Raw genomic sequence first — 26,503 nt, forward strand, 5'->3', positions numbered from 1 at the left:
AATTGCTGGAGAGGGTGCTGAGTGGACTTCGCAGGCTCTGACATGTCGCACCGGCCGCCGGCCCCGAGCGGGCGCGTGACGTCGGCGAAGATCGTTATCGCCGGTGGATTCGGCGTCGGCAGGACGACGCTGGTCGGCTCGGTCTCGGAGATCACGCCGCTGACCACCGAGGCCATCATGACCTCCGCCGGAGTCGGCGTCGACGACACCCGGCAGGTGCCGGGAAAGACGACGACCACGGTGGCCATGGACTTCGGCCGCATCTCAATCGATCGTGATCTGATCCTGTACCTGTTCGGTACGCCGGGTCAGACCCGTTTCTGGTTCATGTGGGATGAGCTGGTACGGGGTGCGATCGGTGCGGTCGTGCTGGTGGACACCCGCCGGCTGGCCGACTGCTTCGCGGCGATCGATTTCTTCGAGCACCGGCGGCTGCCGTACCTGGTGGCCATCAACTGCTTCGACGGGATGCAGTACCACGATCCGCAGGATGTCCGGGAGGCACTCGCCATCTCGAGCAACGTGCCGGTGGTGGCCTGCGACGCCCGCAACCGGGAGTCGACGAAGCACGTACTCATCTCGCTTGTGGAGTACGTGCTCACGATGCGGCGCTCCCGGGCTGTGGCGCCCGCCTGATATCGACGCCAGCGCCCGGTGACGGCCACCGCCGACACCGGGCGCTGGTGCATGCCCGCGTGATGCCGGTGAAAGCCCGCGTTAGTCAGTTGCGCCGGTTACCGGCGCCGCACCCTCCACCTCACCGTCGGCTCAGGCTTGGCAGAAGGAGCTTCTGCGTCACCGGAGGCCGTCGGCCGGCGACGACGCCCGGTGCGGACGTCAGGAGCGGTGACTGGCGGAGCGGTACTCGTACTCCCGGTCGTCGTCGCGATCGCCGGTGTCGCGGGTGAAGTCCCAGCCACCGGCGGATTCGCGCCCGGGGCGCCCGCCGACCGCGAACCCACCGATCTCCTGCCCTCTACGCCAGCCCCGGAAGTATCCGGTCGTGTTCTCAGCCAGGCTGGCCGCGTCCCGCACTATCCGCAGCGGACGCTCCTCGCGCAACGGCGACCCGGGCACCAGGTTGGCCTGCGGTACTCGCTTGGGTAGGCCCGCGCCGGTTTCGGCACCGACCGCGGGACGGGCGGCCTGCTCGGCGGCCTCCCATCCGCTGTCGGCCATTGTCGACCAGTCGAGGTCGGCCTCTTCGCCGTGCCCGACGAACCAGGCGGAGCGGGCCTGCGCGAAGATCAGCAGATCGCCGTCGCCCTCGTCGGAGACCGGTGGCGTCCGGTGTTCGATCGGCGGCTCCGCCGCTGGCCTGCGGGCCGGGGGAAGGTCCAGCCGCTCGGCCTCCCGGTCGCCGCGTTCGGCGCCGCTATGGTCGACGAGCCGTAGCGGTGGCGTCTCGGTCGTCGACTGGTCCGCGTTACGCAGCGCCCGATCGGCCAGCGGCGGCGGCTCGACCAGCCGCAGCACAGGCGGTTCCGGCGGCAGATCGTCGGCGAGCCACGGCGGGGTGACCCGGCGGTCCGAACCGTGGTCGTTGGGAGTTTCGGGGGCGCTGCGCCGGCCCCGTTCCTCGTACGGGCCGACGACCGGATTGAGGGGTGTAGTGTCTGCCGGATTCTCCGGGTTGTTGACAAGCGGCCAGTTGGAGCGGGATCCCGGCGGTGCGCTTTCCGGCTCCGGCCGGGAGGCAGGCAGCGGCACGCTGAGATCGGTGGCGCTGAAGCCGCCGGAAGGCGCGGGTGGTTCGCTGTTCGTCTTCGGCCGGGGCGGGATGACGGTGCGCTGGCGTTCGGCCCGCGCATTGTTGATCGCCGCCGTGGTGAGGGTCGGCCGGAACGGCTCACCCGCCTCGGCAGGGGGGATCGAGCCGCGCTGCGTCGGCGCGATCGGCGTGATCCCGGGCGGCGGTGGGGGCGGCGCGGAGATCGGTCGGTTGGCCGGACCGTCCCCGCGGGACGGGTTGGACTCGGTACGGGACGGTGAGCTGGCGACGGCGGCCGGCGTCACCGGCGCGGGCGCGACGGGCGGGGGAGTAAGTGGCGCGGGTGCCATCGGCGGGGGGCCGAGAGGACGTGGGGAGGCTGGCGGGGCGTTGCCCGGCACCGGCTCCGGGCGGCTACGTCGACCACCGGACGGCTCGGGTCCGCCGGGGCGCACCGACCGCAGGCCACTCGGGGCGCCAGGGGTGCTCGCCGACAGCTCGCCGACCTGTTCGCCGCGTCGTGCGGCAGCTCGCCGGCCGGACGCCTGCACAGGCCCGGAGGTGCGGGCACGCAGAGCGCCGACGAGCGCCTCACAGCCGGCGTCGCAGGCCCGCACCGAGGCGACCGCCTGCCTGATCGTCTCTGCGGCAGCGGAGGTGAGGGCCCGGTTGACGGTGGCCCGTCGCGGGGTTTCGGAGATGGCGACCCGCAGCGCGGTGACCGCCTCGTCGATCGCCGCCGCGTCACCCGCCCCTTCGGCGACGAGCTGAGCGGTGACCGCGTCCGCGGTGACCGCGGCGTCGCGGCCCCGGCCGGCCCCGTCGGTGAGCATGCCCGGCTCGGGAAGGGCGTCCAGCACGGCCAGCGTGATCGGCTCGGCCGGGTCGGGGTATGCCCGCAACGCGGCCGGGTAGAGCTCGCGGAGCACCTCACGCAGCGCGACGGTGGCGGAGTGTCGGCCGCTGGCGAGCGCGGCATGCGCGGCGAGGATCTGTTTGTACCCGGCGAGGTCCCGTGGGGCGGGCAGGGTCACCGCTGACAGGGCCCCGGCCTGCAACGCCCGAGCGAGACCGACGGCGCGCCGCACGGCCGGCGGCGACTGCATCTCCTCGAGAGAGTCGTCGTCGGCGAACCGTTCGGCGAAGTCGTCGACCGAGTCGTCGTCAGCGATCGCCAAGGGGCGACCGGCGGCGCTGAGTAGAGAGGTGATGGTGTGGTCGTCGCTGTCGGCGGCGATCGCCGCACCGCTCGGCCCGCCTGAGCGTTCCACGAGCAGCGTGACCAGCCGGGCATAGCCCGTCGGGTCGTCGCCGATCTCGCGGACATGCAGCAGCCGGCCTGCGTCGTCGACCACAGCGGACGTCAGCGCCGATCCGGTCGAAACCGGTCGGTCGGCCGCATCCGCCGAGGTCAGACCGCAGTACACGCGCACGAGCGCCACGGCGTCGTCCTCCTCCCGGGACACAGGTTTTCTCTGCCAGAGACTGATGCTCCCTGGTACGGGTCAGTCGCGCCAGTCCACGACCGCAGAGATCTTCCCGACAATGGTCCGCCAACCCAGGCTTGCGGTCTGTGCCCCGATCTTCTTCAGCCTACGCCGACCCATGAAGCCGCCGATTCCGCCGCCGACCGAAGACCGGAGCGCCTCGTCCAGGTCGTCGAGACTGGAGCCGGTGGCGAGCATGTCCAGCACCGCGGGCAGCCGCAGGGCGTACGCCACGTCGCGGGCGACCTCGCCGGCCTCGATGAGTAGCGTCGGATCCCAGGTGTCGTGTCCGCCGCGGAGATTCTCCACGACGAGGTCGAGCTCGTAGACGTCATCGTCCAGCGGCGCGATGTCGGCCGGTTCCACCCGTTCGGACAGTTCATTCCAACTATCCAGCTGAGACAGGTCGTTGGGCGCGCCGGACCGGACGAAACTGACAAGCGACTCGGGTGTCTTGAACAGCAGCAGTCGGCCCTTGTGGGTCAGGAAGACCGGCACCTCCTCGTCGCCGGCCCCGTCCGCGGCGACCTCGTCGGTGTCGTCCTTGCCGTCCTCCGAGGTGTCGTCCGTGCGGCTCTGCGCGGCATCGTCGCGCCGCGCCTGCTGCTCCTCGTCCTCGCTCTCGGCGAACTCCCGGGCGACGTCCTCGTCGAGGATGACGACGTCACCCTCCTCGGCGTCGTCCTCGACCGAGCCGACCTGGCGACGGGCGAGGAATGGGTCGTCGGCGTCCCGCTCGGCCACGTCGGTCGGGGTCAGCTCCCTCGCCGGCCGGTACGCCCGCAGGGTGAAACCGGTGCCGGCTGGCAGGGCGATCTCCACCGGATCGATCCGCAGCTCGTCCCAGAGTGCGCGGTTCGCGGTGTCCACTGCGGCGTCGTCGGCCGGCTCGCTGGCGCCGGTGGTGTCATCGAGCTCGGGCTCGTCGGCGTCCGGCCGTTGGGGCGACTGGCGGGCCACGGTGACCTCCGTGTGCGTCGGGCTACCACCCCCGGCGCTGATGCCGGCGAGTGACTCTGGGCACATACCCTAGTTGGCTGCGCTCGGTAACCGCTGGCCGCACCCCGGTGGCGCACCACCGGGACGACCAGCGGCGTGTCCGTACGGGTGCGCCCAGGCCGGCGACGTGGTCGGCGAGTGGAGCACCGTCAATGGGCGGAAGCGGCGCACCTACGAGGCGGCCCAGCAGGCAGGTGCGGCCCGGTCTCTGGATCAGTCCGACACCGTGAGGTAGCCGCGCTCGGCGGCCTGCTGCAGGATCCACTGGTCCCGGTACCACCCGGGCGTCGCCACGAGCGTCTGGTGTCGACCCCGCTGCACGACCCGGCCGGCGTCCAGCACCACGATTTCGTCGAGTTCGGCGAGGCCGCTGAGCCGGTGGGTGATCAACAGTACCGAGTGCCCGGCGGGAGTCGCGGCCAACGTGCTGGCCAGCACCTGGTCGGCGGCGGCCGGGTCCAGGCCCTCCGTGGGCTCGTCGAGCACCAGCATGCCCGGTGCGGCCAACAGGGCGCGGGCCAGTGCGAGTCGCTGCCGTTGACCACCGGAAAGCTGCCCGCCCTCCTCGCCGACCACCGTGTCCCAGCTGTCCGGCTGGGCCCGGACCCAGTCCGACAGCCCGGCTGCGGTGGCGGCGGAGAACAGCGCGTCATCGTCCGCCCCCGGTCGGCCGAGCAGCATGTTGTCCCGCACCGTGGCGTGGAAGACGTACGCCTCGGCGAGCAGCCCACCGACCAGGCGAGGCAGCTCCTGGGTCGGGTACGTCGACACGTCCCGCCCATCCAGGGTCACCCGGCCGGCGGTCGGTGGCACCGCGCCGGTCAGGACGGCGGCCAGGGTGCTCTTGCCCGCGCCGCTCGGCCCGACCACCGCGACCCGACGTCCGGGCGGCACGTGGAGGGCGATCTCGTCGAGCGCAGCTGCGGCACCGGGCCGGTACCGGACCGTCACCCCGTCGAACCGGACCGACGGTGCCGTGTCGACCATCCGTTCCGGGCCAGGCGGGTCGGCCGGACTGGTAAGGCTCGGTTCGGCTGTCGTGGTGCCGTGCCACCCGCTCGACGCCCGAGCGACCTCGGAGCCAGCGTCGTCGGTTCCCAACAGGTGCGCGACCCGGTCCAGCCCGGCCCGCGACCCGGTCCACTGTCGGGCCGCACCGACCAGCGCGAGGGCGATCTCCACGGCGGCCAGGGTGCCGACTGCCAGGACGCCGACCAGGACCCCGTCCAGGCCGGTGCCGAGAGCCACGTACACCACCGTGCCGGCGGTGAGACCGGCCACCAGCACCCCGGCCGCGTCGACGGCGAAGCCGAGTGCGGCGAGTCGCCGCTCCAGCCGGGCCAGTCGGCGGGCCCGCTGCCCGGCTGTCGCCAGCGCGTCGGAGGTCGCACCGAAAGCCGCCAAGTCGGCGGCGCCGTGGGTCAGATCGACCGCATCGGTGGCGAGGGCACCGCGTAGCGGTGCCAGCTCAGCACCGGCCCGACGGGTCAGCGCGGTCGCGAGCCCCGGCAGGACGACGGCGGCCACCACCAGCCCCGCAGCGAGTGCGAACGCTGCCGGCAGCGAGACCAGTGCGGTCAACCCGACGGCAAGTACGCAGACCAGCCCGGCTGCGACGGCAGGTACGACCACTCTCAGCAGCAGATCCTGTACCGCCTCCACGTCGGAGACCAGCCGACTGAGCGTGTCCCCACTAGGGTGCGGGTTGCCGCGCCGGCTCGCCAGGGTGTCGAAGATCCGCGCCCGAACGTCGGTGACCAGACGCAGCACCGCGTCGTGTCCGGCCAGGCGTTCGGTGTAACGCAGCACCCCCCGGCTCACCGCCAGCGCCCGTACCGCCACGATCGCCACGGTGAGGCGATCCAGCGGGGGTTGCCCAGCGGCGGTCATCAGCAGCCAGGTTGCGGTCGCCATCAGGGCCAACCCGGCGAACTCGGTGGCCGCGGCGAGCAACCCGGCACCGATCAGGCGTTTCAGGTACGGCCTGGCCAGCCGCAGTACGACCAGTTCGGATGAGGTGCCACTGCTCATCGCACAACCTCGCTGCGCTCGCCGTCACGATGCGCGACCACCCCGGGGGACCGCATGATCCGACGGATCATCGGCGCTCCCCGGCCGGCACCGGCGTCAGTTCGGTGACCCGCCCGTCCTCGACCCGCAGGATGCGGTCGACGCCGGTCAGCAGCGCGGGTCGGTGGGCCACCAGGAGCGCGGTACGGCCGGTGACCAGTTGACGGGTGGATGCCAGCACCGCCGCTTCGGCGGCGGTGTCGAGGCGCGCAGTCGGCTCGTCGAGCAGCACCACCGGCGCGTCCCTAAGGAAGGCCCGCGCCAGCGCCACCCGTTGCCGCTGCCCGCTGGACAGGCCGTGCCCCCGCTCGCCGAGTAGGGTGTCCAGCCCGTCTGGCAGCGCGGCGACCACCTCGTCCAACGCGGCGAGGTGGACTGCGGCGGCGAGAGCGGCAGGTGCGGCGTCGCGGTTGCCCAGTCGGATGTTGTCGGCAAGCGACACGGCGAACAGGTGGGCCCGCTGCGGTACCCACGCCACCTGCTGCCGCCAGCCGTCGAGGTCTGCGTCGGCCAGGTCGACCCCGCCGACGGTGACGCGGCCGGTGGTCGGCTTCACGAAACCGAGCAGCAGATTGAGCAGGGTGCTCTTGCCGGCGCCGCTCGGCCCGATGACTGCGATGCGCTCGCCGGGCCGGATCGTGAGCGTCACGTCGCGCAGCGCCGTGGTCCGCTCGTACGTGACGGTCACCGATTCGAAGCGGATCTCACCGGTCGCGTCCGGGAGTGTGCTCCCGTGGCCGGCCGGTGCCGGGGGTGCCGAGTCGCAGAGGGTGAGCGCATCGTCCAGCGCGGTGAGACCCTCCATGCTGGCGTGGAACCGACTGCCGGCCGCCCGTAGCGGCAGGTACGCCTCCGGGGTCAGCAGCAGCACCAGCAGAGCGGTCTGTAGCGCCAACCCGCCACCGAGCAGCCGAATGCCGACCGGCACGGCGACAAGCGCCACCGACAGGGTGGCGACCAGTTCGAGTACGAGCGCGGAGAGGAAGGCGATCCGCAGCGTTTTCATGGTGGCGATCCGGTGACCGTCGGCCATCCGCCGGACCGAGTCGGTTTGTGCACGGGCCCGACCGAAGGCGCGCAGCGTGGGCAATCCGGCCACCATGTCCAGGAAGTGTCCGCCGAGCAGGGACAGCCGCCGCCACTGGCGTTCGGTGGCCGCCTGCGCCTGCCAGCCGAGCAGCGCCCCGAAGATCGGAATGAGCGGCAGCGTCACCGCGATGATCACCGCTGAACTCCAGTCGGCGAAGAGCACCCGACCCAGCACCGCGACCGGCACGGTGACGCTCAGCACGAGCTGCGGCAGATAGCCGGTGAAGTAGGCGTCGAGGGCGTCCAGACCCCGACCGGTTAGCGTGGCGAGTTGCCCGGCCCGCTGGCCGGCGACCCAGCCGGGCCCGTGCCGGGAGACCGCACCCAGCAGGTCGTCGCGTAGCGCCGCCTTGACCGTGGCGGCTGCCCGCGCGGACACCGCACCCTGTGCCCAGACCACGAGTGAGCGGGTCGCGACGGCGGCCAGCAGACCGACAAGCGCAGCCCGGTCCAGTTGCCCGGTGAAGGCCGTGGCCAGCAGTACGGCCAGGGCGGTGGCCTGCGCCACGACAAGTCCGGCGGCCAGCACGCCGAGCAGCGTGAGCAGGGCGAGGTCGCGTCGGGCCGCAGGAACCCGGCGCAGCAGCCGAGGGTCGAAGGGGCGGCGGTTCACCAGTGCACCGTTGCCCTACCGCCCGTCTGTCTCCGCAGAATCCACAAGCACATCGCCTCGAAGCCTAGTAGGGCCGGCAGCAGCGGTATCGGCAGCCGACCCGGCAGTTGCGGGGCACCCCGGCCGGCGGCGACGAGGTGCCCAGAGGGAGTGGGTCGGCCACGACCCTGCTACCTGCGAGTCGGAATCTTGAGCTGGTTCAGGATGATCATGTGTCGGTCAGCTGAGGAAGAGCGAGATCGGCAGTGCGGCCACGGTCGTGGTCACGGCCAGGGCGGTGCCGCCGAGCAGTCGGGGCGGGCGGGCGGTGACCAACAACCGCTGCACCCGTACGTCCAGGTCCCGGTCGCCCACGCCGAGCGCACCTACCGGCGTGATCCGGTTCCCGGCGGCGGCGAACCGGCGCAGCGCACCGGCCAGCGGGGCCTCGGCGTGCAACTCGCGGGCTTTGTCATCCGCACGCATCTCCACCAGCAGGGAAACCCGTTCGTGTGCCGCACGGACCCAGCGGAACCAGGGCAGCGCCCGGCGGAGCGCGGTGAACGGCAGCAGCACAAGGTCGTGCCGTTCCTGCGCGTGCGCCCGCTCGTGGGTCAGCACCGCCGCCAACTCGGCCCGATCGAGCAGGCTGAGCGTGCCGGCGCTGACCACCACCCTGGGCCTCACCCCCGGGAGGCAGTACGCCGCCGCACCCGGATGGTCCAGTACCAGCGCGCCGGGCACCGTCGGATCCCGCCGGGCAACCAGGGTGAGCAGGTCACGATGCCGGCGCTGGGCCCTTACCGAGGCGTGGACGCTGCGCACGGTCGTGGTCAGCAGCACCGCCCCGATGCCGAGGCCGACGCCCACCAACCCCAGATGCACGGCACCGAGGCCAGCCGGCAGGGTGTCGTGGCGGAGGTCGTCGGCGAGCGCCAGCAATGCACTGCCGGTGCCCCGCTGGTACGGTGCGAGGCCCAGCGCAATCGGTAGACCCATCGCGGAGAGACCGACCCCCAGGCCGATCGCCTGCCAGCACAGAATCGCCACCCGAGGGCTACGCCACGTCCAGGTGGAGCCGGCCAGCACCTGAGCGATCAGCCAGCACGCCAGCATGGCGGCGGCGAAGTGCAGGGTGTACGCCACGGCGTCGCCTACCGTTCCGCGGTTTCGTCGGCCAGATCGGGGCGGGACGCCCCGTCGACCTGCGGCGCGTCGACCCGGTCACTCAGCCCGCGATCCGGGCCGTCGGTGGGTGCTGCGGCTACGACAGGTGCCGTCCCGGCTGGCAGGCCGGCTTCCGCCGCGAGCGCGGCGCGCAGCACGTCCGCCTCGGTGCCGGTGACCGAGCGGGCGAACCGGACCAGCGCCGCGTCCCGGCTACCGCCCAGGTCGAGCGCGTCGAGCATGAGCTGGGCGATGTACGCCTCCCGGCTTGCCGCGGGGCAGTACCGCCACGCCCGGCCTTCCCGCTCGCGCTGCACCATGCCCTTGCCGGCCAGCCGGTCCAGCACGGTCATCACCGTGGTGTACGCCAACTCGCGTCCGTCGAGAGCCTCGGCCACCTCGCGAACGCTGACACCGGGCGACGTTACCGGGACGGCGTCCCACAGCACGTCCATCACCGCACGCTCAAGATCCCCCAGCCGAGTCACCCCGCAATCCTACCCCTCGTAGTAGATCCATCCGGCCCCCGCCACGTCCAGGCGTCAGCGGCGGTGGCTGCCGGGGGAGGGGCCGCGTGGGTGCGGGGAAGGTCACACCCCCTTGGGGTGCCAGACGGTCTTCGTCTCCAGCAGGGCCGTCATCCGGCGCAGACCCGGATCCGCCGACCAGTCGTGATCTGCCGGTACCGGCCGGAGTACCCGTTTGAGGTTCTCGGCGGCCTTGACCTCAAGCTCGGCGGCCAGCTCCGGGTCTCTCACCCCGGTCAGGTCGACCGCGTTGACGTCCATGTGCGCGGCGAGCGTCGGAACGGTCTCCGACAACCTGCCGGTGAGGACGTTCACCACCCCGCCCGGCAGGTCCGAGGTGGCCAGCACCTCGGCCAGAGTCACCGCCGCCAGTGGCGCCGTCGGCGAGGCGGCCACCACCACCGTGTTACCGGTGACGATCGCCGGGGCGACCACGCTCACCAGGCCGAGCAGAGCCGGAACCTCGGGCGCAGCCACCGCCACCACACCGGTCGGCTCGGGTGCCGACACGTTGAAATACGGTCCGGCGACAGGATTCGCACCGCCGTAGACCTGAGCGAGCTTGTCGGACCAGCCGGCGTACCAGACCCAGCGGTCGGTCGCGGCGTCCACCTCGGCGCCCGGCACACCGAGCGCGACGAACTGCTCGCGCCGGCCCTCCAGCATCTCGGCGACCCGGTAGAGGATCTGACCCCGGTTGTACGCGGTCGCCCCGGCCCACCCCTTGACTGCCGCGCGGGCGGCCACCACGGCGTCCCGCGCGTCCTTGCGGGAGGCCAGTGACACGTTGGAGTCCTGCACGAGATACGACCGCCCCGACTCGCTGCGCGGGAACTTCCCGCCGACGAAAAGCTTGTACGTCTTGCGTACCGTGACCCGCTCAGACATCGAGGTACGCCTCCAGCCCGTGCCGGCCGCCCTCGCGACCGTAACCCGACTCCTTGTAACCGCCGAACGGTGAGGTCGGGTCGAACTTGTTGAACGTGTTGGCCCAGACCACGCCGGCACGCAAGCGGTCGGCCATCCAGAGGATCCGCGATCCCTTCTCCGTCCAGATCCCGGCGGACAGCCCGTACGGCGTGTTGTTGGCCTTCTCCACCGCCTCGGCCGGGGTGCGGAAGGTCAGCACGGACAGCACCGGGCCGAAGATCTCCTCCCGGGCGATGCGGTGTGCCTGGGTGACGCCGGTGAAGATGGTCGGCGCGAACCAGAAGCCCCGCTCGGGCAGGGGGCAGGGCGGTGACCAGGACTGCGCCCCCTCGGCGGCACCGGCCTCGGTCAGCTCCCGGATCCGGGTCAGCTGTGCGGCGGAGTTGATGGCACCGATGTCGGTGTTCTTGTCCAGCGGGTCACCGAGGCGCAGCTGACCCATCCGCCGTTTGAGTGACTCCAGCACCTGATCGGCCACGGACTCCTGCACCAGCAGTCGCGAGCCGGCGCAGCAGACGTGCCCCTGGTTGAAGAAGATGCCGTTGACGATGCCCTCGACCGCCTGGTCGACGGGTGCGTCGTCGAAGACGACGTTGGCGGCCTTGCCACCCAACTCCAGGGTCAGCTTCTTGCCGCTGCCGGCTACCGAGCGGGCGATGGCCCGACCGACGTCGGTCGAGCCGGTGAAGGCGACCTTGTCCACCCCCGCATGCTCGACGAGCGCGCGGCCGGTCTCGCCGGCACCGGTGACGATGTTGACCACACCGGCGGGTAGGTCTGCCTGTTGGCATATCTCGGCGAAGAGCAGCGCGGTCAGCGGGGTGGTCTCGGCCGGCTTCAACACCACCGTGTTGCCGGCGGCCAGCGCGGGGGCGATCTTCCAGGCCAGCATCAGCAGCGGGAAGTTCCACGGGATGACCTGGGCGGCCACGCCGAGTGGCTGCGGGTCGGCACCGAAGCCGGCGTGCGGGAGCTTGTCCGCCCAGCCGGCGTAGTAGAAGAAGTGGGCGGCGACCAGCGGCAGGTCGACGTCGCGGGACTCCCGGATCGGCTTGCCGTTGTCCAGTGACTCGAGGACCGCCAGTTCGCGGGAACGCTCCTGGATGATCCGGGCGATGCGGAAGAGGTACTTGGCACGGTCCCGACCGGGCAGCCGACCCCACGTCTTCTCGTACGCCCGGCGGGCCGCCCGTACGGCGCGGTCCACATCCTGCGCGCCGCCTTCGGCGATCTCGGCAAGCACCTCCTCGGAGGCGGGGTTGATCGACTTGAGGCTGCCCCCGTCGGCCGGGTCGACGAACTTCCCGTCGACGAAGAGTCCGTACGAGGGCTTGAGGTCCACCACCGAGCGGGACTCCGGTGCCGGTGCGTATTCGAACATCGCGGTCAGTCCAGGGTGAAGTAGTCGGGTCCGGCGTAGACGCCGGTCTTCAGCTTGGTGCGCTGCATCAGCAGGTCATTGAGGAGACTGGAGGCGCCGAAGCGGAACCAGTCCGGGTGCAGCCAGTCCGGCCCGACGGTCTCGTTGACCATGACCAGGTACCTGATCGCGTCCTTGGTGGTCTTGATACCGCCGGCCGGCTTGACACCGACCTGCCGTCCGGTGGCCGCCCGGAAGTCGCGTACCGCCTCCAGCATCACCAGGGTCACCGGCAGCGTGGCGGCGACCGGGACCTTCCCGGTGGAGGTCTTGATGAAGTCACCACCTGCGAGCATCGCCAGCCAGGAAGCGCGGCGGACATTGTCGTAGGTGGCCAGCTCGCCGGTCTCCAGGATCACCTTGAGGTGGGCGCGTGGTCGTCCCTGGCCACCAGTGCCGGCACCGCCGCAGGCTTCCTTGACCGCTGCGATCTCGTCGTACACCTCCGAGTAACGTCCGGCCAGGAACGCGCCCCGGTTGATCACCATGTCGATCTCGTCGGCACCCGCCTCGACGGCGGCGCGGGTGTCGGCGAGCTTGATCTCCAGTGGTGCCTGGCCCGACGGGAACGACGTGGCCACGCTGGCCAGGTGCACCTCGGATCGGCGTAGCACCTCCGCCACGTACGGGACCATCGCCGGGTAGACGCAGACGGCCCCCACGTGCGGGCAGGACGGGTCGGCCGGATCCGGCCGCAGCGCCTTGGTGGCCAACGCCCGTACCTTGCCGGGAGTGTCCGCGCCCTCCAGCGTGGTCAGGTCGACCATTCCGATGGCGAGGTCGATCGCCTGGGCCTTGGCGGTGGTCTTGATGGATCGGGTGCCGAGTTGGGCTGCCCGCTGCTCCGCGCCGACCTGGTCCACACCCGGCAGGCCGTGCAGGAAGGTCCGCAGAGCGGTCTCGGATCGTCCCAGCTCGGAGAGGTCCGACCGGGCCGACGTCGCTGTCGCCGTCATGTCCCGAAGTCTACGCAGGCTGACGCCACGTGATCTTGACTACTGCCGTCGCCGCCTCCCCCACGAGTGAGCGAGGTCGCTGGTCGTGCCCGGATCCGCGCGCCCTCACCCCGGACGGGTAGGTTGAGCGATCGTGGACGTACTCGTCATTGACCATCCGCTTGCCCAGTCCCGGCTGACCGCCATGCGGGACGAGCGCACCGACTCCTCGACATTCCGGGCGGCGCTGCACGAACTCACCACGATGCTGGTGTACGAGGCTGCTCGCTCGTTCCCGGTGGAGATGTACCCGGTGCGGACGCCGGTGACCGCCACCGAGGGCACCCGGCTGGCCAACCCGCCACTGCTGGTGCCGGTGCTGCGGGCAGGGCTCGGCATGGCCGACGCCGCGCTCGGGCTGCTACCCGAGTCCTCGATGGGTTTCGTCGGGCTGGCCCGCGACGAGGAGACCTTCGAGCCGCGCGCCTACATGGAGTCGCTGCCCCGGAACCTCGCCGGCCTGCCCGTGCTGGTCCTCGACCCGATGCTGGCCACCGGTGGCTCCCTGGAGCACTGCTGCCGGCTGCTGGCCGAACGCGGCTGCACCGACATCACCGTTCTCTGCGTACTCGCCGCACCGGCGGGGATCGGGCGGTTGGAGCGGTCCGGGCTGCCGCTGCGTCTGGTCACCGCCGCCATCGACGACGGCCTCAACGACAGCATGTTCATCGTGCCGGGGCTCGGCGACGCCGGTGACCGGCAGTTCGGCGGTATGCCCCGGTTCTGAGCAGCCGTCAGGTCACGACGGCCAGTGACCCGGCGGCGGTTCGTGCTGCGGGCGGTGGCCTCCGGCGGCTAGCGTCTCGGGCCATGACTGGTGTGCCGCTCGCCGAGGAACTGCTTCTGCTCGCCTACGACGACGAGACCGGCCGGGCGACCCTGCCGCGGATCAGCCTCGACCTGGGAATGGCCGCCGCAGTCCTCATCGAGCTGGCGTTGGCCGGGCGGATCGCGTACACCGACGGTTCCCTGACCGTGGTGGACCCGACCCCCACCGGCGAACCGGTCACCGACGCGGTGCTGGTCAAGATCGTGGCCGACACGCCGCGTAGCCCTTCCTCCTGGGTGCAGCGGCTGCGGCACGGCCTGCGCGACCGGATCCTCGGTGACCTCTGTGAGCAGGGGGTAGTCCGCGACGTCGACGAGACGGAACTGGGTTTCATCCACGTGCATCGGTACCCGGTGATGGACCCGTCGGTGGAGGAGGAGACCCGGCAGCGGCTGGCCGTGGTGCTCACCGGCGCCGCTCCGGACGAGCGCACCGCCGCACTGGCGACCCTGGTCGCGGTGCTGCGGATGGAGTCCGCACTCGGGGTCACCGGCGAGGACGCCGACGCCGCCCGACGCCGGCTCGAGGAGATCGCCAGCGGTGCCGGCTTCTCCGGCGACGTCAACCTGGAGGACTCCGTGGTTCGTCCGTCGGTCGCACTGGTGGTGGCTGCCCTCGGCCGCGCCGTCGAACACGCCCTCGGCCCCCGCCGCTAGCCCGGAAGCAGACTGGCGTGCGGGCCTCGGCAGGCGGCCTCGGGCGGTGGGCGCCGGACGGCGCTTCGTCACACGCCCAGCGCGTGGGCGATTTCGGTGCGGAGGGTCGCCACGGCGCTCGCCGCACGGGTACGGGCCACCGCGACGTCGCCGTCAGCGACCGGTTCCACCACTTCGAGGTACGCCTTGAGTTTCGGTTCTGTGCCGGAGGGTCGGATCACCACCCGGGCCGCTGCGGTCCGCAGGATCACCACGTCGGCTTCAGGGAGCAGATCCTGCGCCTCGGTGACCGGTCGACCGAGCAGGGTGGTCGGGGTGACGGCGCGGATCCGGGCCATCGCACCGGTGATCAGACGCAGGTCGTCGACGCGTACCGATAGCTGGTCGGTCTGGTGCACGCCGAACTCGGCGGCCAGCTCGTCGAGCCGGTCGGTGAGCGTAAGCCCCTGCACCTTGAGGTCGGCGGCCAACTCGGCCACGGTCAGCGCAGCCGTGATGCCGTCCTTGTCGCGTACGTGGTCCGGGGCGACGCAGTAGCCGAGTGCCTCCTCGTAGCCGAAGACGAGTGGATCGCTACCGTCACCGGCCCGGACGATCCACTTGAAACCGGTCAGCGTCTCGTCGTACGGCAGCCCGCGCGCCGTGCACATCGCCCGTAGCAACGACGACGAGACGATGGTGGTGGCGTACAGGCCGGTGACCCCGCCCCGCATCAGGTGGTCGGCGAGCAGCACGCCCACCTCGTCCCCGCGGAGCATCCGCCAGCCCGGACCGTCCGGTCCGCCGGACGGCTCGCGGACCGCGACGGCGCATCGGTCGGCGTCAGGGTCGTTGGCGATGGCCAGGTCGGCGTCGGTGCGCGCGGCGAGCGCGACCAGACGGTCCACCGCACCCGGCTCCTCCGGATTGGGGAAGCTGACGGTGGGAAAGTCCGGATCCGGCTCGGCCTGGTCGGGCACCACGCCGGGCGTCGGAAAGCCGGCGGCGGCGAACGTGGCGGTGAACACCGCAGCCCCGACCCCGTGTAGCGGGGTGTATGCCACGGTCAGCTCCCGAGAGCCACCCGGAGCGACGACACCGGCCGCCCGGGCCACGTACGCGGCGACCAGGTCGTCGCCGAGTACCTGCCCGGCGGGACCGAGGGGTACCCGCGTCAGCGAGCCGACCGCGCGGATGGCGGCCTCGATGCCGGCGTCGGCTGGCGGCACGATCTGCGCCCCGGCGCCGGAACCGCCGCCCAGCTCGGCACCGAGGTACACCTTGTAGCCGTTGTCCTGCGGCGGGTTGTGGCTGGCGGTGACCATCACCCCGGCCACCGCAGACAGGTGCCGCACCGCGTACGCCAGCACCGGGGTGGGCAGGGGGCGGGGCAGCAGCAGCGCCGAACGTCCCGCCCCGGTGGCGACCTGGGCGGTGCGCGCGGCGAACTCGCGGGAGCCGCGCCTCGCGTCGTACCCGATCACCAGTGGGCCGGCGCCGCCCTGGGCGGCGAGCCAGGCGACCAGACCGGCGGCGGCCTGGGTGACGACTGCGAGGTTCATCCCGTTCGGGCCGGCGCGCAGCGGACCACGCAGCCCTGCCGTGCCGAAGGTCAGTGGCCCGGCGAACCGGTCGGCCAGCTCCGGTGCACTGCCCGGCAACTGGTCGAGCACCGCCCGCAGTTCCGCCCGGCCGGCTGGGTCGGGGTCGTCGGCAAGCCAACGCTCGGCCCGCTCACGGATGGTGTCTAGGTCAGTGGTCTCCGCCGCCATGGCCTCTTGATAGCACGGCGGCGGATCTCCACGGGCGTGCGCCCCGGCTCAGCCGGCTGCCGTGAGCTGGAAAGACTTGAGCATCTCCGTGTAGATCGGGCGGCTTTCCTCGAAGCGGGCGTCGTTGGAGGTGAGATAGAACGAGTAGAGCCGACCGTCGTGGGCCACCCCGTGCCAGATGCCGTGCCGCATCTCGTCGCCTTCACCGCAGGTGTACTCGAACTCGACGGAGGGCCGGCCGGCCAGTTCCTTCTCGACCGCGGCGATCTGGGTGTACGGCTTGGCACACGAGGACGGCCGGGTCTTAAGGCCGTTCTCGGCGACCTCCGCCCACCGGGCCGAGGTACCGTTCCACTTCTCGTTGAGGATGCGCACCCGACGGCCGCTGTCCTCCGGGTCGGTGTAGTCGATGTAGACCCCGCCGGACGGCGCGGCCCGTGTCCAGCCCTTGGGCACCACCATCTGAATCCCCCGCGCCGAGTGTTCCTGCATTTCTATGCCCGGGCCCTCGTCCGCGGAGGCGGACGGCTCGGCGACCGGGACGGTGGACGTGTCGTCACCACCGCCGGCGAAGACCACGACGCCGATCAGCAGCAGCACCGCGAGACCGCCGGCCGCCGCCAGCTGCATCTTGCGGGGCCAGCCCTGCACGGTGTCGATCATCCGGGTTCCGACAGCCTTCGCCCGGTCGACCGCACCGCCGCCGGCGGATGCCGGTGTGCCGTAGGGCTGGTTCGGTGCGGCCGGCCACTGGGTAGCTCCGTAGCCGCCGACCTGCTGCGTCGCGTCGGCCTGGCCGCCGTAGCCACCGACCCGCTGGGTCGCCTCCGACTGGCCGCCGTAGCCACCGAACTGCTGGGTGGCGTCGGGCCCGGCGAAGCCGCCGATCCGCTGCGTCGCGTCGGTCCGGCCGCCGTAGCCGAAAACCTCCGGCCCGACCCGCTGGGTGGTGTCCGCGCCGCCGTGGGCACGGCCCGGGGACGACGCGGCGCCGTGCTGCCCGGGGCGGGCCAGTGCGTCGGCGCTGGTGTCCTCCATCGCGGCGGCGCTGGCCGCGGCGGCCTGGCCGGGACGCTCGCCCCGGCGCAGTGCGGCCAGCCGGTCGGTGAGCGACTCGCCGGGGCCCAGCATGGCCGGGCCGCCGATCTGTCCGGACGGGGCCGGCTTGGCCGGAGCAGCCGGTGCGGGCTGCGGCATCGGCATCACGGAATACTGGTCGGTCATCGAGTTGACCCCGGCGGCGCTGCTGCTCAGCGGACCGGCCAGCAGCTCACGCAGCATGGCGCGAGCCGTGTGCACGTCGAGCCGGCGGGACGGGTCCTTCTCCAGCAGACCCATCAACACCCGCGTCAACGGGCCGCTGCGCTGCGGTGGGGCAGGCGGGTCCTCGACCACGGCGTGCATGGTCTCGATCGGGTCGCCCCGGTCGAACGGCGGCCGGCCCTCCACCGCGGTGTACAGCGTCACGCCGAGGGAGAACAGATCGCTGGGTGGGCCGAACTCCTGCCCCATGGCCCGTTCGGGAGAGATGAAGTGCGGTGAACCCAGCACCATGCCCGGGGTGGTGAGCTGCACGTCGGTGGGCATCCGGGCGACACCGAAGTCGGTGAGTACGCAGCGGCCGTCCGAGCAGATCAGCACGTTCGCGGGCTTGACGTCGCGGTGCAGGACGCCGATCGCGTGTGCCACCTCGAGTGCGCCGAGCAGCGCAATGCCGATCTTGGCGACCACCCGTTGGGTGAGCGGCCCGTCCTCGATCACCATGTCGGCGAGGCTGCGGGCGTCCAGCAGCTCCATCACGATCCACGGCCGGCCGGCCTCCGTGACCACGTCGTACACCTGCACCACCGCCGGGTGGGCGATGGCCGCGGCGGCGCGGGCCTCGCGCAGGGTGCGTTCGTACATCGCGTCGCGGTCGCTCGGTGCCAGGCCCGGTGGGAGGACGACCTCCTTGACCGCCACGTCACGCCGCAGAAGTGTGTCTGTGGCCCGCCAGACCGTGCCCATGCCACCGTTACCCACCGCTGAGCGCAGCGAGTACCGCTCACCGATGACGGTGCCGGGAGTCGCGCGTCCGTTGGTGGTGGTGCTGACTGGTCCGCCGCTCCACGTCGGGATCTGAGTCACAGAAAAGCCACCGGGGGAAGTCGAGAGGGCTGGGACACAACCCCCCTATCTTGCTGGTTCAGACGCCGGATGCGAAAGCCGGCGCGGCGGACGTTTCCCTTACTCGACGGTACGTATGCGAACCCTCACCTCTTGTCGTCGGCGGCTCGGGCGGTGTGGGTAATCCCTCTCCCGGCGCCCGTGCCGGGCGTCCTACCATCCGGTGATGAGTCAACGGCGGTCAAGCGAGTCCGGTTTTCCGATCAAGGGCGTCTACACGGCCGACGATCTACCCGGTGAGCTGGACCTCCGCCTCGGTGCGCCAGGTGAGTACCCGTACGCCCGTGGGGTGTACCCCACCATGTACACCTCCCGTCCGTGGACCATGCGCCAGTACGCCGGTTTCGGTACCGCCACCGAGTCCAACGCGCGTTACCACCAGTTGTTGCGGGCCGGCACGATGGGGCTGTCGGTCGCCTTCGACCTGCCCACCCAGATGGGGTACGACTCCGACGACCCGATCGCGCACGGCGAGGTGGGTAAGGTCGGCGTCGCCATCGATTCCATCGAGGACATGCGGCTGCTCTTCGCCGGCATCCCGCTGGACAAGGTCTCCACCTCGATGACGATCAACGCCCCCGGCTCGGTGCTGCTGCTGCTCTACCAGCTCGTCGCGGAGGAGAACGGCGTGCCGGGCGCGGCGCTCAACGGCACCATCCAGAACGACATCCTTAAGGAGTACATCGCCCGGGGGACGTACATCTTCCCGCCGAAGCCCTCGCTGCGGCTGGTCGCCGACACCTTCGGCTACTGCCGCAGCGAGGTGCCGAAGTGGAACACGATCTCGATTTCCGGCTATCACATGGCCGAGGCTGGTGCCTCGCCCGTCCAGGAGATCGCGTTCACTCTCGCGAACGGGGTGGAGTACGTCCGGGCGGCGATCGCCGCCGGGCTCGCGGTGGACGACTTCGCCCCCCGGCTGTCGTTCTTCTTCGTCGCCCGGACCACCTTGCTCGAAGAGGTGGCGAAGTTCCGGGCGGCCCGACGGATCTGGGCCCGCCTGATGCGCGACGAGTTCGGGGCGAAGAACCCGAAGTCGATGATGCTGCGCTTCCACACCCAGACCGCGGGCGTGCAGTTGACCGCCCAGCAGCCCGAGGTGAACCTGGTCCGGGTGGCGGTGCAGGGGCTCGGCGCGGTGCTCGGTGGCACCCAGTCGCTGCACACCAACAGCTTCGACGAGGCGATCGCGTTGCCCACCGAGAAGGCGGCCCGGCTGGCGCTGCGTACCCAGCAGGTGCTGGCGTACGAGACGGATCTGACCGCCACCGTCGACCCGTTCGCCGGCTCGTACGTGGTGGAGGCGATGACCGCGGAGATCGAGACGGCGGCGGACGCGTTGATGGCCCGGGTCTTCGAGCACGGTTCGGCGGTGGACGCGATCGAGGTCGGCTTCCAGAAACGGGAGATCGAGCAGTCCGCGTACCGGATCGCACAGGAGATCGATTCGGGTGACCGGGTGGTGGTCGGGCTCAACCGGTTCACCGTCGACGCCGAGGAGCCGTACGAGCCGTTGCGGGTCGATCCGGCGATCGAGGAGGCCCAGGCCGAGCGGCTGGCGAAGCTGCGGGCCCAGCGGGACTCCGCAGCCGTGGAGCGGGCCCTGGTGGAGCTGCGGGAGACCGCGTCGGGCACCGGCAACGTACTGCACCCGATGAAGGTGGCGTTGCGTGAGCGTGCCACCGTCGGTGAGGTGTGCGGGGCGCTCCGCGAGGTCTGGGGAAGGTACCAGCCGACCGATCGGTTCTGATCCCGCCACTTCTCGCCGACGGGCACTGCCCGTTGCGCAGCGTGTCGAACGGGTGGTGCCGGGGGTATGCCGCTGACGGTGATCACGTGGACGCACACGGTGTGCGGGCGGGTGGCGGCTGAGCGTGTGAGCGTGCACGGGTGATCGTTGCTGTCGGTGGTCGGGTAATTGTCGTACCGTCAGTTCATTGGCGCGACCAATGCGACAATTCGGATCGGCGACGATGGTTTCGAGAAGATTCTCGGTGCTGTCGGCACGGTTACGCGTTGTAGGAGGTGGAGGGCGGATGGCGGCGTACGACCACGATCTACCTGCTGTCCCGTCCGCCTTCGGGCGCTCTCATCAGGGGATACGTGACGCTGCGCGGTCCGATCATCACCGGAACGAGGTTGCGCAGAGTCACCATCGGGGGTCTACGCTGTCTGCGGTTCCCGATGATCCATCCACTTCTAGTGATCGAAGAGAATTCGACGTGACGAGTGCGTTGACGATGCCGACCGGTCACCAACTTGCGCCGTCCTGGCCGGATGCGCCGACCGGATCCCAACCCCTGCCCTTCGAGTTGGACCACCTGCTCGCCCTCCGGGTACCGGGCCTGGTCGCCACGCGCCGTCACATCCACTCGCACCCGGAGCTGTCCGGCGCGGAGTTCGAGACGGCGGCCCTCATCGCCCGGGAACTCTCCCTGGCCGGGCTGCAGCCGCGGCTGCTACCCAAGGGCAACGGGGTGATCTGTGACATCGACGGCCGCCCCGACGGTCCAGTGGTCGCACTGCGTGCCGACATCGACGCGCTGCCGCTCACCGATGTCAAGGACGTGCCGTACCGCTCCACGGTCGACGGGGTCTGCCACGCCTGCGGCCACGACGTGCACACCACGATCATGTTGGGTGCGGGCATGCTGCTCGCACAGCTGGCAGACCTGGGTGAACTACCCGGCCGGGTCCGGCTGATCTTCCAGCCCGCCGAGGAGGTCCTGCCCTGCGGCTCGCTCGAGGTGATCGAGGCCGGTGGCCTCGACGACGTGGTGCAGATCTTCGCGCTGCACTGCGACCCGAACCTGCCCGTCGGTCAGGTGGGCCTGCGGGTCGGCCCGATCACCGCCGCAGCCGACAACGTCACCGTCCGGCTCACCGGTCCGGGCGGTCACACCGCCCGCCCACACCTGACCGTTGACCTGGTGGACGCACTCGGTCGGCTGGTCACCGAGGTGCCGGCGCTGGTCAGCCGCAGGGTGCCGGCGAACAGTGGACTGCTGCTGGTCTTCGGGCACGCCTCCGCGGGCACCCGGTACAACGTCATCCCGTCCGAGGCGTCCGCCTCCGGCACCTTACGGGTGATGGACCGCGACACCTGGGAACTGGCGCCGAAGATCGTCTCTCAGGTGGTGCGGGACGTCATCGCACCGACCGGAGCCACCGTCGACCTGGAATACCTGCGCGGTCGCCCGCCGGTCTGCAACGACGCGCGGGCCATCGAGGTGCTGACCGCGGCCACTGTCGCCGCGCTCGGCCCCGGCGGTACCGCGCAGACGCCGCAGAGCATGGGCGGCGAGGACTTCTCCTGGTATCTGGAGTACGTCCCCGGTGCCCTGGCCCGGCTCGGGGTCGGTCGCTCCGGGCCGAACGTCGACCTGCACCGGGCGTCGTTCGACGTGGACGAACGGGCCATCCCGGTGGGGGTACGGCTCCTGGTGCAGACCGCGCTCCAGGCGCTGGCGGCGGCGCGCTGACACACCGGTGACGGTGTGCCCCTGACACCCGCGAACTCCCCACTCGGACGCCACATCCGCGAGCAGGTTCCGGCAGACTGCGCTCAGGACGTCACGAACCGACATGGGAGGGCATCACGATGCGGCTCACCAAGTACGCCCACTCGTGTGTGCGGGTCGAGCACGACGGCGCGGTCCTGGTCATCGATCCGGGCATATTCAGTGAGTCGGCGGTGGCGCTGGACGGAGCCGATGCGGTGCTGATCACCCACGAGCACCCGGATCACCTGGACGTGGCGGCGGTGAACCGGCAGTTGGAGCGGCGCCCCTTCCCCATCCACGGCCCGGCGTCGCTGGCCGGCGCGCTCGGCGACGCGGCTGACCTGCTGCGCCCGGTGACCCCCGGGGAGTCGTTCACCGCAGCCACGATCCCGGTGAGCGCCCACGGTGGCCGGCACGCCGTGATCCACCCTGACATTCCCGTGATCGACAACCTCGGCTACCTGCTCGACGGCGTCGTCTACCACCCCGGCGACGCCCTCTTCGTGCCGGACATCCAGGTCGACACCCTCTTCGCTCCGATACACGCCCCCTGGTCGAAGTTCTCCGAGGTGGTCGCATTCATCCGGGCGGTGGCACCGCGTCGGGTCTTCGCTTTGCACGACGCGCTGCTCAACGACAACGGCTACACGGTGCTCGACCGGCAGTACACGGCGCTGTCCGGCAGCGAGTACCAGCGGCTGGAGCCGGGCAGCCGGATCAACGGTTGAGCCGATGCCCGGCCCCCCACCCGACCTCGTCGAGCAGCTGTACCGCACGCCGCCGGACCGGTTCGTCGCCGCGCGGGACGCCGCCGTCGCACAGGCCCGGAGCGCCGGTGAACCGGGCACCGCCCGGGAGATCGCCAGGTTGCGCCGGCCCACCGTGGCCGCCTGGCTGGTCAACCTGCTGGCGCTGGAACGACCGGAACTGGTGTCCGAGTTGGCGCAGCTGGCCGAGGCCCTGCGAGAGGCGCAACGCGAGCTGCGCGGTCCCCGCCTGCGGGAGCTGTCCGCGCAGCGGCGGGCGGTCGTCGGCGCGCTGGTCGGCGAGGTGCGCCGACTCGCAGCCGACGTCGAGGGCGCCCCGTCGGGCGGGAAGCTGCCGCTGGCCGAGGTCGAGGCGACCCTCAACGCCGCACTGTCCGACGTCGAAGTGGCCGAGCAGGTGCGCTCCGGGCGGCTGCTGCGGCCGGCCCACTACGCCGGGTTCGGCGAGGTGCCCCGGCCACAGTTGCGTCTGGTCACCGGCGACGAGGAACCGCCGCCCGGCGAGCCGACGCGGCAGCGGCCAACGGGCAGTGGAGCGCTGCGGGCCGAACAGGCACAACGAGCTGCCCGCGCCGAACGTTCCCGTCGCCGGCGGGCGCTGGCGACGGAACTGCACCGGGCGCGTACCGATCAGGAACGAGCCGAGACCGAGCTGGCGGGCGCGGTCGCGACCGAACGCGACGGGACGGTCGCGTTGGACGCCGTGGAGGCGGAACTGGCCGAACTGGAACGCCGCCGGGACGTCGCCGAGCAGGAGCTCAGCCGCTCCCGGCTGGCCCGCCGGGCAGCCGAACGGGCGGTGAGCCTCGCGCGGCGCCGCGCTGGCGAGGTCGAGGCCGCGATGGAGGCGTTCGACGCCGAGGAGGGGGATGCCGACGCCGCCCGTCGACCGGCAGACTGATCCTTCATGGACGGACCTTCGGGTAGATCCTTCAGGTACGCGGCGTCCGATGTGCCACACGCGGGCGGGACAGGATGACGCCGGAGCAGGTCGCGGCGGCAAGCAAGCCGGTGGTGCTCACCCTCGGGGAGGCCTACACCAGGTGCCCGACCACGCTGCGTCGGGCGCGGCTGCTCGGCATTTCCGGGTGGGCGTTCTACGTCACCGGTCGGGCCGGTGCGCTCGGAGACGTACGGGCCGAGACTGTGGCGGCTGCGCTCGGCTTCATCGCCCCCGACGCGGTGGCTGACGGCTGGGACGCCGCCGCCCGCACGGTCCGGCCAGCTGAGGTGGCCGCCGCCAGCTTCGCCGAGTGTTGCCGGTGGGGCGAGGAGGTGCTCGGCGACCTGCCCCGCGTCGATCGACTCGCGAGGCTCGTGGAACGGGCCGTCGCGGCAGCCGACGCCAGTGCCATGCCACTGTTCGCGGCCTGGCGGGCCATGCCGTCGGAGGCGGCGACGCCCGGTGCCCGGGGCGCCGCCGGTCTACGGCTGCTCCGTGAACACTTCACCGGCGCGCACCTGGTGGCCGTACGCGCCAGCGGGATGACCCCGCTGGAGGCGGTGCTGGCCGGCCCCGAGGGGGCGAGCGGTGCGATGGCCTGCGGTTGGCCGCCGCCGTACCCGCCGGTCGGACCGTTGGTGCGGCGGCGCCTGTGGGCGGAGGCGATGACCGACCGGTTGGTCGCCCCTGCCTTCTCGGCGCTCGGTGCGGCCGACGGTACGGAGCTTGTCGAGCTGCTGACCACGGCGCGGACCCACGCAGAGCGCTGAAACCGGCCCATTGCGGGACGATCTTCCCGGGACCCCGGGGGCGGCGCGCGACGCCACCACGTCCGGTAGCAGACTGGAGAGGTGCGAGACGAGCTACGCCGACGCGGTGCCGGTGGGCCGGGAGCGCAGCTCGACGACGTAGTCGTCCGGCGCGCCCGCCTTCTCGGCAGCGTTGGCGATCTCGGAGAGGTACCAGGACGTGGGCAGTCCGCCCTCGTAGCCGTCGAAGACGTAGACCCAGGCGGTCACATCGCCATCCAGGGTCGAGACGCGGACGGTCAGCTTCCGGTACGTACCGGAGGTGACTCCCTCGATCTCGTCCAACTGGGCCGCGTCGTAGGGGTGGATGTCGTAGAGCGCCACGAACACCCGCTCGCCGGGCGACTCGACCACGGTGCTGACCGCCCCCTCCCAGCCGATGACGTCCTCACCGGCGAAGGTGAGCCGCCACCCCTCCAGCCAGCCGACACCCACCATCGGCGAGTGCGGGCAGTAGGCGCGCATCCGAGCAGGGTCCAGGTTCGAGCCGTAGGCGGCGTAATGACGCACGGCGATGACGATAGCCCGGTCGGCGCGTGGGGGAGAATACGACGGTGCGTGTCGGACACGTCGGGGAGAAGAAAGTCACTGTGAGCATGGAGGAAGGGCGGTCGTGGTGAGCCGGATCGTGATCATCGGTGGGGGGCCGGCGGGCTACGAAGCGGCACTGGTGGCGGCCCAGCTGGACGCCGACGTGACAGTCGTGGAGGCCGAGGGTGCCGGCGGTGCCTGCGTGCTGTCGGACTGCGTACCGTCGAAGACGTTCATCGCCAGTTCCCAGGTGGTGACCGGCTATCGCGACACCGAGGTCTTCGGGGTGCACTCCGACGGTCTGGAGGCGGTCACCGTCGACGCTCAGGCGGTGAACGACCGGGTCAGGCGACTCGCGCTCGCCCAGTCCGCCGACATCCACACGAAGCTCGTCAAGGCCGGGGTCACCTTCGTGTCCGGGCGCGCCCGGCTCGGCGAGGACACCCTCGGGCACACCCACCGGGTGATCGTCACGCCGGACGGCGAGGAGGCCGCGTACGCCGTCGACGCCTCGACCGTGCTGGTCGCCACCGGTGCCACGCCCCGCCAACTGCCCACCGCCCGGCCGGACGGCGAGCGCATCCTGACCTGGCGACAGATCTACGACCTGCCCGAACTGCCCGAGCACCTGATCGTGGTCGGCTCCGGCGTCACCGGCGCCGAGTTCGCCAGCGCGTACCTCGCGATGGGTGTCGAGGTGACCCTGGTCTCCAGCCGCGACCGGGTGATGCCGCACGAGGACGCCGACGCCGCCCAGGCCATCGAGCGGGTCTTCCGGACCCGGGGCATGAGCATCCTGAACAATTCCCGCGCCGAGGCTGTCCGCCGCACCGGCGACGGCGTCGAGGTCGAGCTCTCCGACGGGCGTACGGTGTCCGGGTCGCACGCGCTGATCGCGGTCGGCTCGATCCCCAACACCGCCGAGCTGGGCTTGGCCGAGTACGGCGTCGAACTGGCCCGGGGTGGTTTCGTGACGGTGGACCGGGTCTCCCGGACCAACGTGCCGGGCATCTACGCGGCCGGCGACTGCACCGGGGTGCTACCGCTGGCCAGCGTCGCCGCGATGCAGGGCCGGATCGCGATGTGGCACGCGCTCGGTGAGGCGGTCCGGCCGCTGCGGCTGCGTACCGTCTCCGCGAACGTCTTCACCGATCCGGAACTGGCCACGGTCGGGGTCTCGCAGGACGAGGTGGACGCCGGCCGGGTGCCGGCGCGTCAGGTGATGCTGCCGCTGGGCGGCAACGCCCGGGCGAAGATGGACGAGATCCCGGACGGCTTCGTCAAGCTGTTCTGCCGTCCGGCGAGTGGGCAGGTGATCGGTGGAGTGGTGGTCGCACCGAAGGCCAGCGAACTGATCATGCCGATCACGCTGGCGGTGGAGAACAACGTCACAGTCAACGAACTGGCCCAGACCATCACCATCTACCCCAGCCTCTCCGGCTCCGTCACCGAAGCGGCCCGCCAACTGATGCTCCACGAACTCGAATGACCCACCCCACCCCACTAGCCGATCACGCAGATGTGGGCGCTGCCCCGGCGGATCGGCGACGAGGGTCAGCGG

The 26,503-nt window shown here is 71.4% G+C and carries 21 protein-coding genes; 9 read left to right on the forward strand and 12 right to left on the reverse strand.

Annotated elements, in window-relative coordinates:
* Positions 1 to 42: 42 nt before the first annotated feature.
* Positions 43 to 636: an ATP/GTP-binding protein gene (locus tag HCA58_RS13040; protein ID WP_169598082.1), complete on the forward strand. Its 594-nt coding sequence runs from the start codon at positions 43 to 45 to the stop codon at positions 634 to 636.
* 201 nt (positions 637 to 837) lie between these two features.
* Here the strand turns inward: HCA58_RS13040 and HCA58_RS13045 are convergent, their stop codons facing one another.
* From HCA58_RS13045 to deoC, 9 genes are all read right to left on the reverse strand, one after another.
* A complete protein-coding gene (locus tag HCA58_RS13045) occupies positions 838 to 3,177 on the reverse strand; it encodes a transposase (protein ID WP_169598083.1) in 2,340 nt (779 codons plus the stop codon).
* A gap of 39 nt (positions 3,178 to 3,216) precedes the next feature.
* Positions 3,217 to 4,224, reverse strand: coding sequence for a DNA primase (locus HCA58_RS13050; protein WP_169598084.1), 1,008 nt, complete (start codon positions 4,222 to 4,224; stop codon positions 3,217 to 3,219).
* Between the two features lie 186 nt (positions 4,225 to 4,410).
* Entirely contained in the window at positions 4,411 to 6,228 is a 1,818-nt protein-coding gene (gene cydC / locus HCA58_RS13055) for a thiol reductant ABC exporter subunit CydC (protein WP_169598085.1), read from the reverse strand.
* Positions 6,229 to 6,295: 67 nt separating this feature from the next.
* The gene (cydD, locus tag HCA58_RS13060) at positions 6,296 to 7,969 is read right to left on the reverse strand and encodes a thiol reductant ABC exporter subunit CydD (RefSeq protein WP_169598086.1); all 1,674 of its coding nucleotides are present in this window, start codon (positions 7,967 to 7,969) and stop codon (positions 6,296 to 6,298) included.
* 219 nt (positions 7,970 to 8,188) lie between these two features.
* Positions 8,189 to 9,094 (reverse strand): M56 family metallopeptidase, encoded by a 906-nt coding sequence (locus HCA58_RS13065; protein WP_169598087.1) that lies wholly within the window; start codon positions 9,092 to 9,094, stop codon positions 8,189 to 8,191.
* Between the two features lie 8 nt (positions 9,095 to 9,102).
* Positions 9,103 to 9,603 (reverse strand): BlaI/MecI/CopY family transcriptional regulator, encoded by a 501-nt coding sequence (locus tag HCA58_RS13070; RefSeq protein WP_169598088.1) that lies wholly within the window; start codon positions 9,601 to 9,603, stop codon positions 9,103 to 9,105.
* 102 nt (positions 9,604 to 9,705) lie between these two features.
* Positions 9,706 to 10,530 carry an aldehyde dehydrogenase family protein gene (locus HCA58_RS13075; RefSeq protein ID WP_169598089.1) on the reverse strand — a complete coding sequence of 275 codons (825 nt, stop codon included), beginning with the start codon at positions 10,528 to 10,530 and terminating at the stop codon, positions 9,706 to 9,708.
* On the reverse strand, positions 10,523 to 11,953 hold the full coding sequence (locus tag HCA58_RS13080; RefSeq protein ID WP_169598090.1) for an aldehyde dehydrogenase family protein: 1,431 nt from the start codon (positions 11,951 to 11,953) through the stop codon (positions 10,523 to 10,525). Before HCA58_RS13080 ends, HCA58_RS13075 begins: the two co-directional genes overlap by 8 nt.
* Before the next feature lie 5 nt (positions 11,954 to 11,958).
* On the reverse strand, positions 11,959 to 12,948 hold the full coding sequence (gene deoC / locus HCA58_RS13085; protein WP_169598091.1) for a deoxyribose-phosphate aldolase: 990 nt from the start codon (positions 12,946 to 12,948) through the stop codon (positions 11,959 to 11,961).
* 133 nt (positions 12,949 to 13,081) lie between these two features.
* Between deoC and upp the strand changes: the two genes are divergently transcribed.
* Together upp and HCA58_RS13095 are read left to right on the forward strand one after the other, a co-directional pair.
* Positions 13,082 to 13,714 carry a uracil phosphoribosyltransferase gene (gene upp / locus HCA58_RS13090; protein WP_169598092.1) on the forward strand — a complete coding sequence of 211 codons (633 nt, stop codon included), beginning with the start codon at positions 13,082 to 13,084 and terminating at the stop codon, positions 13,712 to 13,714.
* Positions 13,715 to 13,797: 83 nt separating this feature from the next.
* Positions 13,798 to 14,472 (forward strand): GPP34 family phosphoprotein, encoded by a 675-nt coding sequence (locus tag HCA58_RS13095; protein ID WP_169598093.1) that lies wholly within the window; start codon positions 13,798 to 13,800, stop codon positions 14,470 to 14,472.
* A 68-nt stretch (positions 14,473 to 14,540) separates the two neighbouring features.
* Here HCA58_RS13095 and HCA58_RS13100 read toward each other — a convergent pair whose 3' ends face one another.
* On the reverse strand, positions 14,541 to 16,223 hold the full coding sequence (locus HCA58_RS13100; RefSeq protein WP_169598094.1) for a phospho-sugar mutase: 1,683 nt from the start codon (positions 16,221 to 16,223) through the stop codon (positions 14,541 to 14,543).
* A 48-nt stretch (positions 16,224 to 16,271) separates the two neighbouring features.
* Positions 16,272 to 18,350 (reverse strand): serine/threonine-protein kinase, encoded by a 2,079-nt coding sequence (locus HCA58_RS13105; protein ID WP_169598095.1) that lies wholly within the window; start codon positions 18,348 to 18,350, stop codon positions 16,272 to 16,274.
* Positions 18,351 to 18,555: 205 nt separating this feature from the next.
* Here HCA58_RS13105 and HCA58_RS13110 point away from each other — a divergent pair, with 205 nt between their 5' ends.
* The 5 genes from HCA58_RS13110 to HCA58_RS13130 all read left to right on the forward strand — a co-directional run bounded on the left by HCA58_RS13110 (position 18,556) and on the right by HCA58_RS13130 (position 24,372).
* Positions 18,556 to 20,139 (forward strand): methylmalonyl-CoA mutase family protein, encoded by a 1,584-nt coding sequence (locus tag HCA58_RS13110; RefSeq protein WP_169598096.1) that lies wholly within the window; start codon positions 18,556 to 18,558, stop codon positions 20,137 to 20,139.
* Between the two features lie 472 nt (positions 20,140 to 20,611).
* Complete coding sequence (locus HCA58_RS13115) at positions 20,612 to 21,871, forward strand: amidohydrolase (protein ID WP_169598097.1); 1,260 nt, start codon at positions 20,612 to 20,614, stop codon at positions 21,869 to 21,871.
* A gap of 119 nt (positions 21,872 to 21,990) precedes the next feature.
* Positions 21,991 to 22,620, forward strand: a complete 630-nt coding sequence (locus HCA58_RS13120; RefSeq protein WP_169598098.1) for an MBL fold metallo-hydrolase — start codon at positions 21,991 to 21,993, stop codon at positions 22,618 to 22,620.
* Between the two features lie 4 nt (positions 22,621 to 22,624).
* Positions 22,625 to 23,560 carry a hypothetical protein gene (locus tag HCA58_RS13125; protein ID WP_169598099.1) on the forward strand — a complete coding sequence of 312 codons (936 nt, stop codon included), beginning with the start codon at positions 22,625 to 22,627 and terminating at the stop codon, positions 23,558 to 23,560.
* Positions 23,561 to 23,634: 74 nt separating this feature from the next.
* The gene (locus tag HCA58_RS13130) at positions 23,635 to 24,372 is read left to right on the forward strand and encodes a hypothetical protein (protein ID WP_169598100.1); all 738 of its coding nucleotides are present in this window, start codon (positions 23,635 to 23,637) and stop codon (positions 24,370 to 24,372) included.
* A 93-nt stretch (positions 24,373 to 24,465) separates the two neighbouring features.
* Here HCA58_RS13130 and HCA58_RS13135 read toward each other — a convergent pair whose 3' ends face one another.
* A complete protein-coding gene (locus HCA58_RS13135; protein ID WP_169598101.1) occupies positions 24,466 to 24,921 on the reverse strand; it encodes a gamma-glutamylcyclotransferase in 456 nt (151 codons plus the stop codon).
* A gap of 106 nt (positions 24,922 to 25,027) precedes the next feature.
* Here HCA58_RS13135 and HCA58_RS13140 point away from each other — a divergent pair, with 106 nt between their 5' ends.
* Positions 25,028 to 26,431 (forward strand): NAD(P)H-quinone dehydrogenase, encoded by a 1,404-nt coding sequence (locus tag HCA58_RS13140; protein WP_169598250.1) that lies wholly within the window; start codon positions 25,028 to 25,030, stop codon positions 26,429 to 26,431.
* Positions 26,432 to 26,503: the final 72 nt, after the last annotated feature.

The sequence above is a fragment of the Micromonospora sp. HNM0581 genome (assembly GCF_012726175.1).
Lineage (GTDB): Bacteria > Actinomycetota > Actinomycetes > Mycobacteriales > Micromonosporaceae > Micromonospora.